The organism is Microbispora sp. NPDC046933 (assembly GCF_040644635.1).
GTDB lineage: Bacteria > Actinomycetota > Actinomycetes > Streptosporangiales > Streptosporangiaceae > Microbispora.
Genome location: NZ_JBEYWW010000022.1, coordinates 21144 through 33327 on the forward strand (window position 1 = coordinate 21144; position 12184 = coordinate 33327).

General features: G+C 71.6%; 9 protein-coding genes. 5 read left to right on the forward strand and 4 right to left on the reverse strand.

Annotated elements, in window-relative coordinates:
- Positions 1-115 precede the first annotated feature (115 nt).
- The 5 genes from ABZ857_RS27025 (at position 116) to ABZ857_RS27045 (ending at position 8025) form a co-directional block, all read left to right on the forward strand.
- Positions 116-1756 carry a S8 family serine peptidase gene (locus ABZ857_RS27025; protein WP_357047567.1) on the forward strand — a complete coding sequence of 547 codons (1641 nt, stop codon included), beginning with the start codon at positions 116-118 and terminating at the stop codon, positions 1754-1756.
- A 92-nt stretch (positions 1757-1848) separates the two neighbouring features.
- Positions 1849-2265, forward strand: coding sequence for a DUF2784 domain-containing protein (locus ABZ857_RS27030; RefSeq protein ID WP_357047570.1), 417 nt, complete (start codon positions 1849-1851; stop codon positions 2263-2265).
- A gap of 351 nt (positions 2266-2616) precedes the next feature.
- The gene (gene pyk, locus ABZ857_RS27035; RefSeq protein ID WP_357047573.1) at positions 2617-4050 is read left to right on the forward strand and encodes a pyruvate kinase; all 1434 of its coding nucleotides are present in this window, start codon (positions 2617-2619) and stop codon (positions 4048-4050) included.
- A gap of 148 nt (positions 4051-4198) precedes the next feature.
- Positions 4199-6031: an ABC transporter ATP-binding protein gene (locus tag ABZ857_RS27040; RefSeq protein WP_357047576.1), complete on the forward strand. Its 1833-nt coding sequence runs from the start codon at positions 4199-4201 to the stop codon at positions 6029-6031.
- Positions 6028-8025 (forward strand): ABC transporter ATP-binding protein, encoded by a 1998-nt coding sequence (locus ABZ857_RS27045; RefSeq protein ID WP_357047579.1) that lies wholly within the window; start codon positions 6028-6030, stop codon positions 8023-8025. Before ABZ857_RS27040 ends, ABZ857_RS27045 begins: the two co-directional genes overlap by 4 nt.
- Positions 8026-8176: 151 nt before the next feature.
- On the opposite strand, the gene ABZ857_RS27050 is transcribed toward ABZ857_RS27045, so the two are convergent.
- The 4 genes from ABZ857_RS27050 to ABZ857_RS27065 form a co-directional block, all read right to left on the reverse strand.
- Positions 8177-8599 (reverse strand): thioesterase family protein, encoded by a 423-nt coding sequence (locus ABZ857_RS27050; protein ID WP_357047581.1) that lies wholly within the window; start codon positions 8597-8599, stop codon positions 8177-8179.
- A gap of 20 nt (positions 8600-8619) precedes the next feature.
- A complete protein-coding gene (locus ABZ857_RS27055) occupies positions 8620-9765 on the reverse strand; it encodes an acyl-CoA dehydrogenase family protein (protein ID WP_357047584.1) in 1146 nt (381 codons plus the stop codon).
- Positions 9766-9840: 75 nt separating this feature from the next.
- Complete coding sequence (locus ABZ857_RS27060) at positions 9841-11115, reverse strand: ABC transporter substrate-binding protein (protein ID WP_357047587.1); 1275 nt, start codon at positions 11113-11115, stop codon at positions 9841-9843.
- A complete protein-coding gene (locus ABZ857_RS27065) occupies positions 11076-12125 on the reverse strand; it encodes a branched-chain amino acid ABC transporter permease (RefSeq protein WP_357047931.1) in 1050 nt (349 codons plus the stop codon). Before ABZ857_RS27065 ends, ABZ857_RS27060 begins: the two co-directional genes overlap by 40 nt.
- Positions 12126-12184 lie beyond the last annotated feature (59 nt).

Here is a 12184-nt window from a genome sequence, read left to right on the forward strand (position 1 = left end):
AAACGGGCATATTCTCATTTCGGTGGCCGGGTTGCGAGCGCACACGGCTACCGGGAGGATGCTGTGCCCGGATCGAGGGGCCCCGGCACCAGGGGCCCGCAACCGAGGAGGATCGTTGTACGCACGGGGGCGGCTCGCCGGGGCCATCATGTCCATCACGCTGCTCGGCGGGCTGGGGGCCGCGGGCCTGCCGGGGGCGGCGACCGCGTCCGAGCCCGCGCGGAACTACCTGGTCTTCTACAAGGACGGCGGCCGGGCCGCCGCGCAGCGGGCGGCGGAGGCGGCCGGAGGAACGGTCCAGGGGCGGGACGACAAGCTCGGCTACCTCGTCGTGCGCGCGTCCGCTCCCGAGAAGATCGGCGCCGACGCCTCCGTGGTCGGCGTCACGCTCGACCGGCCCATCGGCAAGACCACTGACGCAGCCGTCACCTCCGGCGCCGTCTCTGCCGGCACGCGGGGCACGGAGCACCTCCGGCGGGCGCCCGGTGGCGACCCTCTCTCGGACCGCCAGTGGGACATGAAGATGATCGGCGCCACCCCCACCGGGTCGTACGCCAAGGCCCGGGGCAGCCACAAGGTGCTGGTAGGCATCATCGACACCGGCGTCGACGGTAAGCACCCCGACATCGCGCCGAACTTCAACCGGGCGCTGAGCCGCAACTTCGTGATCGACGAGCCCGTCGACGAGAACGGCAAGAAGCTCGACGGGCCCTGCGAGCACAAGGGCTGCAAGGACCCGGCCGACGTCGACGACGACGGCCACGGCACCCACGTCGCGAGCACGATCGGCTCGCCGATCAACGGCCTCGGCGTCAGCGGGGTCGCCCCCGACGTGTCGCTGGTCAACCTGCGCGCCGGCACCGACTCGGGCTTCTTCTTCCTCAAGCCCACCATGGACGCCCTGGAGTACGCCGCCGACGTCGGCGTCGACGTGGTCAACATGAGCTTCTTCGTCGACCCCTGGGCGTTCAACTGCGCGAACAACCCGAGCGACACGCCGAAGGAGCGCCTGGAGCAGCGCGGGATCCTGGAGGGGATGCGCCGCGCGGTCAAGTACGCCCGCGCGCACGGCGTCACACTCGTCACCGCGATCGGAAACGAGGGCCTCGACCTCGGCAAGGTGAAGACCGACACCTCCAGCCCGGACTTCCCCAAGGGCGCCGAGAAGAAGCGGTCCGTCGACAACACCTGCCTGAACGTCCCGGCCGAGCTCGACGGCGTCATCTCGGTGTCCTCCGTCGGCCCCAGCGGGCGCAAGGCGCCGTACTCCGACTACGGCGTCGAGCAGGCCGACATCGCCGCGCCGGGCGGCGACGTCTTCGACACCGGAACCGGGCTCAAGGGCGCGAGCCGCGAGATCCTGGCCGCCGCCCCAGAGAACGTCCTGCGCGCCACGGGCCTCATCGACGCCGAGGGCAAGCCGAAGACGTCCTCGGTGATCCGCGACTGCCACGACGGGAAGTGCGCCTACTACCAGTACCTGGAGGGCACCTCCATGGCCGCGCCGCACGTCACCGGGGTGGCGGCGTTGATCATCGGCCGGTTCGGCACGCCGGGCAAGGGCGGGCTCCGGATGGACCCCGCGCAGGTGGAGCGCCTGCTGTACGCGACGGCGACCCCGAAGGGCTGCCCCGCGCCCCGGAACTACCGGTACGGCACGGGCGAGACCCAGGCCTGCGAGGGCCCCGCGGCGAAGAACGGCTTCTTCGGCCACGGCATGGTCGACGCCGCCCGGGCCGCCACCGTCTCGCCCTGACGTTCGCCCACACCTGAGTACGCGCCTGAGTAGCCCGCCGGATGCCCGGCGGGCCGCGGCGGCCTACCCTCCTTCGCGGAGGAGGGCAGACCATGATCTATCGGCTCGTCTGGCAGACCACGATGGTGGCGCATTTCCTCGTCATCGCCTACATCGCGCTGGGCGGCTTCCTCGCCTGGTGGCGGCCCCGGCTGATCTGGCCGCACCTCGCGCTGTGCGCCTGGGGGCTGGTGCAGCTCGCAGGGCTCGTGGAGTGCCCGCTGACCGCGCTGGAGAACTGGGGGCGGGCCAGGGCGGGGGAGCGCGGCCTGCTGCCCGGCGGCTTCATCGACACCTACATCGAGGGCGCGGTCTACCCGGAGGCGTACGTCTGGCACGTGCGGCTGGCCGTGGTCGCCGTCGTGCTCGTCTCCTGGGCCGGTCTCGTGATCGGGATCCGCCGGCGCCGCGGACGTCCCGCGCGTACGACAGGGACGTCCGCCGCGCCGGAGCAGCGGGCGTCGCGATGAGGTGGCTTGTCGCCGCCGTCCACAACGGATCTCCAGCCGCGTGACATCTCCGCGGCGGCCCGTCGCCGGCCTGGACGTGCGCCACCACCGTGGCCGGTGCACCGGAGGGATCTTCGCCGGGTGGCAGCGCGCCCGGCGACACCGAAACGCCCGTCGCCGGCGCGGCCGATTCGGTACCCTGGCCTCCGCACGTGGCCAGGGTGAACAGCGCCGTTATTACCCCCCAAGTCCGGGTACATCCCAAGGCTGCCAAGGCCAGGGCACGCGGGTGATCGCGTGAAGTGTCTGAACATTTGGCGACGGCTGTGTGCGCCGTCACTGCAAGTGGTCTGTACCAATTAGGGTAGTGCTGTGAGTCGTCGAGCAAAGATCGTCTGTACCCTCGGGCCCGCCACCTCCTCGCCGGAGCGTCTACGCGAGCTCATCAAGGCGGGCATGAACGTCGCCCGCTTCAACCTCTCGCACGGCAGCCACGAGCTGCACAAGGAGGTGTTCGACCGGGTCAGGGCCGCCGCCGACGAGCTGGGCTGCGCCGTCGGCGTCCTCGCCGACCTGCAGGGCCCCAAGATCCGCGTCGGACGCTTCGCCTCCGGTCCCGTACGGCTCGGCTACGGCGACGTCTTCACCATCACGACCGAGGACGTCCCCGGCGACCGGGACATCGTCTCCACGACGTACGAGGGCCTGCCGGGCGACGTCAAGCCCGGCGACACGATCCTCGTGGACGACGGCCGCCTGAACCTCGAGGTGACCGCGGTCGAGGGGCCGCGCGTCGTCACCCGCGTGGTCATCGGCGGCATGATCTCGGACAACAAGGGCCTCAACCTCCCCGGCGTCGCCGTCAGCGCCCCGGCGCTCACGGAGAAGGACGAGCAGGACCTGCGCTGGGCCCTGCGCACCGGCTTCGACATGATCGCCCTGTCGTTCGTCCGGTCGCCGGACGACGCCGCGCTCGTCCACGCGATCATGGAGGAGGAGGGCGTCAGGCTCCCGCTCCTCGCCAAGATCGAGAAGCCGCAGGCCGTCGACCGCCTCGAGGAGATCGTGGACGCCTTCGACGGCGTGATGGTCGCCCGCGGCGACCTCGGCGTCGAGCTTCCGCTGGAGCAGGTGCCGATCGTCCAGCGCCGCATCATCGAGCTGTGCCGCGAGAAGGCCCACCCGGTCATCGTGGCCACCCAGATGCTCGACTCGATGATGAGCGCCCCCCGGCCCACGCGGGCCGAGGCGTCCGACGTCGCGTACGCGGTGATGGACGGCGCGGACGCGGTGATGCTGTCCGGCGAGACCTCGGTCGGCAACTACCCGATCGAGTCGGTCTCCACGATGGCCCGCATCGCGATCGCCGCGGAGGGCACCACACTGCAGGCCACCCACACGCTGGAGCGCCTGCCCGAGACGACCGGCGGCGCCATCGCCCGCGCCGCGGCCGAGGTCGGCGCGATCGTCAAGGCCAAGGCCCTGGTGGCGTTCACGATGTCCGGCGAGACCGCCCGGCGGCTGGCCCGCTACCGCTCGCCCATCCCGCTGCTGGCCTTCACCTCCAACCCGCTGGTGCGCGGCCAGCTCGCCCTCACGTGGGGCGTGGAGACGTTCGAGGTGCCGTTCGTGCACCACACCGACGACATGGTCCGCCAGGTGGAGGCCTCGCTGCTGTCACTCGGCGTCTGCGAGAAGGGCGACAAGGTCGTCGTCGTCGCCGGCTCCCCGCCCGGCAACCACGGCTCCACCAACTCGCTGCGCGTCCACACCATCGGCTCGGCGGTCGCCCACCCGTCGACCTGACCCCGGCGGCCGGGTTCCTCAGGGCCACGCGGCCTGGGGCACCCGGCGGCGGGAGAAAACCGCTTGAAGGCGCGGCGCCCTTCGACGGAGCATGGCAGGAGCGAGTCGACCTTTCCTGTCAGACGCCGGAGGAGCGCTGCGCCCGTTGATGGACTCCCCTCAGGCACCGGACTCCCCTCAGGCGCCGGACTCCCCTCAGGCGGCTGGGCCCGACGCGAGGGACGACACTGTCCGCCGGTCGTCGTGGCGGTCGCTGTGGCGGTTGCGGTCCTACCTGCGCCCGTACGTGCCCAGCCTGGTGGTGTCCTGGGTCGCGGCGCTGTTCGGGATCGCCGCGGGCACGGTGATCCCGCTCGTCGGCAAGGAGGTCATCGACGGGCCGGTGGCCCACGGGGACCTCGGCGGGCTGGTCCCGCTCGGGCTGCTCGCCCTCGGTCTCGGCGTCGCCGAGGCGGTGCTCACGTTCGTCCGCCGGTGGTCGCAGGCCGGGCCGGTCCTCGGCCTGGAGACCGCCATCCGCGACGACCTCTACCGGCACCTCCAGCGGCTGCCGATGAGCTTCCACGACCGGTGGCAGTCGGGCCAGCTGCTGTCCCGGGCGACGACGGACCTGTCGACGATCCGCCGGTTCCTCGGCTTCGGCGTGCTGTTCCTGATCATGAACATCCTGCAGCTCACCGCGGTCACCGTGGTGCTCCTGCGGATGTACTGGCCGCTCGGCCTGCTCGTCGCCGTCTCCGCCGTCCCGGTCGTGGCCCTGTCGCTGCGGTTCGAGCGGCGCTACATCGTCATCTCCCGGCAGGTGCAGGACCAGCAGGGCGACCTCGCCACGCTGGTCGAGGAGTCGGCCGTGGGAATCCGCACGGTCAAGGCGTTCGGGCGGCGCGAGCACGTCTTCGCGAACTTCGCCGCCGCCGCGCGCGAGATCCGCCGCACCTCGCTGGCGAAGGTGCGGCTGGCCTCCCGGTTCTTCACCTTCCTCGAAGTCGTGCCGAACGTCACGCTCGCCCTGGTCCTGCTGCTCGGCGCGATCGCGGTCGGCGCCGGCGCGCTGACGCTCGGCACCCTGGTCGCCTTCACCACGCTGGTCCTCCAGCTCGTCTGGCCGGTCGCGTCGCTCGGTTACATCCTCGCGATGGGCCAGGAGGCGATGACCTCGGCCGACCGGGTGGTCGAGGTGCTCGACACGGCGCCCGCGATCAGCGGCGGCCCGGCCGCCATCGAGCGCCCACGCGGCCACGTGCGCTTCGAGGGCGCCGGGTTCCGCTTCCCGGGCGCCGATCGCCCCGTGCTGCGCGAGGTGTGGCTGGAGGTGCGGCCGGGGGAGACCGTCGCCCTCGTGGGGGCCACCGGGTCGGGCAAGACGACGCTGACCGCGCTCGTGCCCCGCCTGCTCGACGTCACCGCCGGCCGCGTCACGATCGACGGGCACGACGTGCGGGACCTGTCGCTGGCCTCGCTGCGCTCGGTGGTCGCCACCGCGTTCGAGGAGCCGACGCTGTTCTCGATGAGCGTCCGCGAGAACGTGACGCTCGGCCACGGGCACGCCACCGAGGAGGAGATCAGGCAGGCCCTGGAGATCGCGCAGGCGACGTTCGCCTACGACCTGCCGTGGGGGCTCGACACCCGCATCGGGGAGCAGGGCATGTCGCTGTCGGGCGGTCAGCGGCAGCGGCTCGCGCTGGCCAGGGCGGTCCTCGGCAGGCCGCGGGTGCTCGTCCTCGACGACACCCTGTCGGCGCTCGACGTGGAGACCGAGGCGCTGGTCGAGGAGGCGCTGCGGCGCGTGCTCGCCGAGGCCACCGGCATCGTCGTGGCGCACCGCGCCTCGACCGTGCTGCTCGCCGACCGGGTGGCGCTGCTGCGCGACGGCACCGTCACCCACGTCGGCCGCCACGGCGACCTGCTGTCGGCCGTGCCCGAGTATCGCGAACTGCTCGCCCAGGACGCCGACCTCGACCCCGAAGGCTCGATGCGATGACCCAAGGGACCGCTGACGGCGGGGGAGACACCGAGCGAGCCGGAGGGGCGCGCCGCCGGTCTGGACTGAGGAGCGAGTGGGGAGCGAGGAACGAGCGACTCCGAGCGACGAGGGAAGACGGCGGAAGTGAGCGCCCCGATGGCGAAGCGGGAGACACCGAGCGAGCCGGAGGCGACGCGGGAGACACAGCGTGGCGCGGGGTCGCCGCCGAGGACCGGGACGAGATCTCCGAGCGTGTCTCCCTGCTGCTGCGCACCCGCTCGCGCCGCCTGCTCCGCGACCTGCTGCGCCCGCACCGCCGGGCGATCGCCGTGCTCACGGCGGTCATCGTGGTGTCCAACGCCGCCGGACTGGCCCTGCCGTACCTGGTCAAGGCGGGCATCGACGACGGGATCCCGCCCATGCTTCGCGGGCAGGGCGCGGGCACGCTGCTCGCGATCGTCGGCGCGGTGCTGGCCGCCGCGCTCACCCAGGCGCTCACCCGGCAGGCGTTCCTGCAGATGTCGGGCCGGATCGGCCAGGACATCCTGCTGGAGTTGCGCCGCCGGGTCTTCGACCACTTCCAGCGCCTGTCGCTGTCGTTCCACGAGAAGTACACCTCCGGGCGGGTCATCTCCCGGCTGACCTCCGACGTGGACGCCATCGCGGAACTGCTCGACTCCGGTTTCGACGGCCTGGTCACGGCGGTGCTCACCCTGTGCGGCACCGCGGTCATGCTGCTCGTGCTCGACGTGCGCCTCGGCCTGGTGGCGCTGCTGCCGCTGCCGGTCCTGCTGCTGTTCACCCGGTGGTTCCGCCGCCAGTCGAGCGTCGCCTACCGCCGTACGCGGGAGGCGGTCGCGCTGGTCATCGTCCACTTCGTGGAGTCGATGACCGGGATCCGCGCGGTGCAGGCGTTCCGCAGGGAGCCGCGCAACCAGGAGATCTTCGAGCGGCTCAACGCGGACTACCGCGCCGCCAACACGCGGGGGGCGCGCCTGGTCGCCGTGTTCATGCCCGGCATCAAGCTGATCGGCAACGTCACCGTGGCCGCCGTCCTGCTGTACGGCGGCCTGCTCGCGCTGCGCGGCACGGTGACGGTCGGCGTGCTCGCGGCGTTCCTGCTCTACCTGCGCCAGTTCTACGAGCCGATGCAGGAGATCTCCCAGTTCTACAACGCCCTGCAGTCGGCGGGGGCGGCGCTGGAGAAGCTGTCGGGCGTGCTGGAGGAGCGGCCCTCGGTGGCCGAGCCCCGCCGCCCGGCGCCGCTGCCGCGCGCCGCCGGGGCGTTGCGCTTCGAGGCCGTGCGGTTCGCCTACGCCGACGGCCCGCCGGTGCTGCCGCTGCTCGACCTGGAGATTCCCGCCGGGCAGACCGTGGCGGTCGTCGGCACCACGGGCGCGGGCAAGACCACGCTGGCCAAGCTCATCGCCCGGTTCCACGATCCGGTCGCCGGGCGGGTGCTGCTCGACGGCGTGGACCTGCGCGACCTGGACGAACACACCCTGCGCCGACACGTGGTGATGGTCACCCAGGAGAACTACTTGTTCAGCGGGACGATCGCGGAAAACGTGCGGTTCGGGCGGCCCGGCGCGCCGGATTCGGAGATCGTGCGGGCCGCCGAGGCCATCGGCGCCCACACGTTCGTCTCCGCGCTCCCCGACGGGTACGAGACGCAGGCCGGCAAGCGCGGCGGCCGCATGTCGGCGGGGCAGCGGCAGCTCGTCGCGTTCGCGCGGGCGTTCCTCGCCGACCCCGCCGTGCTGATCCTGGACGAGGCCACGTCCAGCCTCGACGTGCCCAGCGAGCGCCTCGTGCAGCGGGCGCTGCGGACGATCCTCGCCGACCGGACCGCGCTGATCATCGCCCACCGCCTGTCCACCGTGGAGATCGCCGACCGGGTGCTCGTCATGGAGCACGGCCGGATCGTGGAGGACGGCCCGCCGGACCGCCTGATCGCCGGCTCCGGCCGCTTCGCCCGCCTCCACCGCGCCTGGCTCGACAGCCTCGCCTGACCCTGCCGCGGCGGCGACAGCCGCGACCCGCACCGCGCGGCCGTGCCCTGACCAGGGCGGACGTGGCGGACACCCTCCTGGGCATCGCCCCGGAGGGGCCACCTGAGCGGTGTGGCGGTCAGCGTCCACGGTCGCTGAGCCGACTGCGCGATCACGCCGGGGGAAGGAGCAGGCGTTCCATGGCGGGGCGCAGGGGCGGGCCGATCTCCACGGGGCGGCGGGTGTGCCGGTCCACGAAGACGTGGGTGAAGTCGCCTTCGGCGACCAGCGTGTCCCCGGCGAACAGGCCGAGTTCGTAACGGACGCTGGAACGGCCGAGGTGCCCGATCCGCAGGCCCACGCTGATCACCTGCGGGAAGGACACCGAGGCCCGGTAGGAGCAGCGCGACTCCACGCACAGCCCGATCGCCGGACCCTCGTGGATGTCCAGCCCGGCCTCCTCGATCAGCCAGGTGTTGATCACGGTGTCCATCAGCGAGTAGTGCACGACGTTGTTGACGTGCCCGTAGACGTCGTTGTCCTTCCAGCGGGTGGCTACGTCCCGCCAGTGCGGATACGCTGTCCGGTCGTTCACAGGTCCGTTCACAGGCCCGTTCACAAGCCGAGGTCCCGGCCGACGATCTCGCGCATGATCTCGTTGGACCCCGCCCAGATCCGGGTCACCCGGGCGTCCATCCAGGCTCGTGCCACGCGGTACTCCCTCATGTAGCCGTAGCCGCCGTACAGCTGCACGCAGGCGTCGATCACCTGGTTCTGCACCTCGGCGGTCCACATCTTGGCCTTGGCCGCGTCGACCGCCGTCAGCTCCCCGTCGGTGTGGGCGGCCACACACTGGTCGACGTACGCCCGGGTCACCTCCACCTTCGTCACCAGGTCGGCGAGGATGAACTTGTTGTGCTGGAAGCTGCCGATCGCCTGGCCGAACGCCTTGCGCTCCTTCACGTACGACAGGGTCTCGGCGAGCACGGCGGCGGCGTGGGAGATGTTGGTGACGGCGCTGCCGAGCCGTTCCTGGGGGAGGCGCTCCATCATGGCGACGAACCCGCGGTCCACCTCGCCGATCACGTTGCCGGGCGGCACCCGCACGCCCTCGAAGAACAGCTCGGCCGTGTCGGCCTCCGGCTGGCCGACCTTGTCCAGCTTGCGGCCGCGGTGGAAGCCGGGCATGCCCTCCTCGACCGCGAACAGCGTGATGCCCTTGGCCCGCTTCTCCGGGCTGGTCCTGGCCGCCACCACGACGAGGTCGGCCTGACAGCCGTTGGTGATGAACGTCTTGGCGCCGTCGATGATCCAGTCCGAGCCGTCCCTGACGGCGGTGGTGCGCAGCGCCGCCAGGTCCGACCCGCCGCTCGGCTCGGTCATGCCGATCGCGGTGATCATCTCTCCCGAGCAGAACGGCGGCAGCCAGCGCTTCTTCTGCTCGTCCGTCGTCAGCTCCACCAGGTAGGGCGCGACCACGTCGAAGTGGATGCTGAAACTGGACGCCAGAGCCATGCCCACCCCGGCCAGTTCCTCGGTGAGCACGGCGTTGAAGCGGTAGTCGTCCGCAGCCGCGCCGTCGTACTCCTCGGGGACCTCCAGGCCGAGGAATCCCTGCCGGCCGGCCTCCCGCCACACCTCGCGGTCGATCAGCCGGCGTTCGATGAACTCCTCGGCCCTCGGGGCGACCGAGCGGATCACGAACTGCCGCACGGAGTCGCGGAAGGCCTCGTGGTCCTCGCCGTAGATGGTGCGTCGCATCGATTCTCCAGACGATTGTTCGGTATGGAGGATACTAGCGAGTAACCTCCCCGGCGGGGACACGGCTCTCGTGCGTCAGCCCACGGGCACCGGGTAGTCCTTCGCCAGCTCGGAGACCTCCGCCTCCCTGAGGACCACCGAGCCGCCCGGCGCGGCCTTGTCGGGCTTGAGCACGTACGACGACCGGGAGGCGGGCTTGTCGAAGAACGTGAAGTTCATCGGCGTGCCGAAGTCGCCGCCGAAGTTCGACTGCGAGCGGTGCGCGTTCAGGACGCCCTCCCGGGTGAGGTCCTTGGCCTCGCACGCCTTCTTCATCGCCTCGTCCACGATCATCGCCGCGCTCCAGCCGGTGGGCACGCCGCTGTCGAGGGTCTCGCCGGGATACTTCGCCTGGTAGTCGGCCACCAGCTTCCGCATCGCCGGGTTCTGCGCGCTGACCGGCGTCCCCGCCGACACGTAGGAGAAGTCCTTCAACAGGGCCGGCCCGGCCGGGGTCGCGAGAAGCTGCGGAGAGTAGGCCGAGTTGCTGCCGACGAACGGCACGTCCATGCCCTTGGCCAGGGACACGCCGACCAGCGAGGCCGTCTGCCGGGGCCCCACCGACACGAGCACGGCCTTCACCCCGGCCGCCTTGAACGCCGCCACCTGCGCGCTCATGTCCTGGTCGGTCGCCTTGATCTTCTGCTCGACGATCCGCAGGCCGAGCTTGCCCGCGGCGTACTTCGAGCCGTTGAGCGAGCTCTCGCCGTAGTCGCCCTCGAAGTACAGGTGCCCGATCTTGTCGCCGGACTTGATCCCCTTCTCCTTCGTGAGGAACTCGACGGCGTTGATCATGTCGACGTCGTACGTCGTGCCGGTCACCTGGATGGCCCGGCTGCCGAGCAGGGTGGTCGCCCACGCCATTGGGATCGTGAGCAGCTTGTCGCCGTCGATGCGCTGCTTCAGCGCCGTGATCATCGGGGAACCGATGAACTGCACGATCGCCGCCGACTTGGGCGCGACCTCGGTGTAGGCCGCCACCGCCTTCTGCGTGTCGTAGCCGTGGTCGCGCACGACCAGCTCGTACTTCCGGCCGCAGACCCCGCCGCCGGCGTTGACCTGGTCGAAGTACAGCTGCTGCGCCTGCGTCTGGCTCTTGCCGAACGACGCGTACGGACCGGTCAGGTCGGTGAGCGCGCTCACGGTGATCGTGGTGGCCGTGACGCCGGGGCCGGTCCTGACCCCGTCGCCGCCGGCCGCCGCCCCGGCGTCTGCGCCACCGCCCGTGGCCTTCCCGCTGCCGCACGACGTGGCGGCAAGGGACAGCAGGGCTAACGCCGCGATGCCGGCGCGGGTGCCGATTTTGCCCATCTGAGCTCCTTGAGTCGAACGCGGCCGAGCCGCGTGGCGAGCCCGACCAGACCGCCGGGCAGGAACAGCACCACCGCGACGACGGCGGCGCCGTAGAGGATCCGCGCGGCCTCGGCGGGGGAGACCCCGCCGGAACCCGGCTCGGCCACCAGCGGCAGGGCGTCGCTGTAGCGGGTGAGCAACTGGGGGAGCAGGGAGACGAACGCGGCCCCGGCGACCGCCCCGGCGACCGATCCCAGGCCGCCGATCACGATCATCGCGAGGTAGTCGAGCGACAGCAGCATGCCGAAGTAGTCCGGCACGACCTGCTGGAAGACCAGGGCGACCAGCACCCCGGCGAGCCCGCCGTACATGGACGACAGGACGAACACGCCCGCGCGGTACCGGGCGACCGGGACGCCCATGACCCCGGCGGCGATCTCGTGATCCCTGATCGTGTTCATCGCCAGCCCGGGACGGCCGCGCAGCACGCCCCGGGCGAACACCGCCGCGCCCGCGAGCAGCGCGATCCCGAGGAACCACAGCCGTTCGAGCGAACCGAACGGCACGTTCAGCACCACCAGCTCCGGGGTGTCGGCGAAGACGAAACCGAACAGCTCCATCGGCGGCACCGGCCGTCCGTTGAAGCCGCCGGTCACCGGCTCGGCGTTGAACAGGATGTGCTGGCCGACGAAGATCAGTGCGAGGGTGGCGATGCCCAGGTACGCGCCCCTGAGGCGGCCCGCGATCGGGCTGAACAGGCCGCCGGACACCCCCGCGACGGCCACCGCCGCCACGGCCGCGAGCGGCGTCGGCAACCCCAGGTCGGACGACAGGTAGACGTAGGAGTACGCCCCGACCGCGAGGAAGAAGGCATGCCCAAGGGACAGCTGCCCGGTCGCCCCGGTCAGCAGGTTGATCCCGATCGCGCCGATCGCCGCCGACATCGCGAACAGCCCCGCCTGCAGCCAGAACCCCTCCAGGTAGAAGGGCACCGCGACGGCCCCCGCGAGCACCGCGAGCCACAGCACGGCCCGGAGGGGCCGGGACGTGCCGCGCGCGGGCGTGGGCGCGCTGGGTGTGCTGGGGG

Excerpts from the sequence above, each read along its gene's own strand:
- ABZ857_RS27045 (WP_357047579.1), top strand. The coding sequence starts at position 6,028 with ATGACCCAAGGGACCGCTGACGGCGGGGGAGACACCGAGCGAGCCGGA.
- ABZ857_RS27040 (WP_357047576.1), top strand. The coding sequence starts at position 4,199 with ATGGACTCCCCTCAGGCACCGGACTCCCCTCAGGCGCCGGACTCCCCT.
- ABZ857_RS27030 (WP_357047570.1), top strand. The coding sequence starts at position 1,849 with ATGATCTATCGGCTCGTCTGGCAGACCACGATGGTGGCGCATTTCCTC.
- ABZ857_RS27060 (WP_357047587.1), bottom strand. The coding sequence starts at position 11,115 with ATGGGCAAAATCGGCACCCGCGCCGGCATCGCGGCGTTAGCCCTGCTG.
- ABZ857_RS27055 (WP_357047584.1), bottom strand. The coding sequence starts at position 9,765 with ATGCGACGCACCATCTACGGCGAGGACCACGAGGCCTTCCGCGACTCC.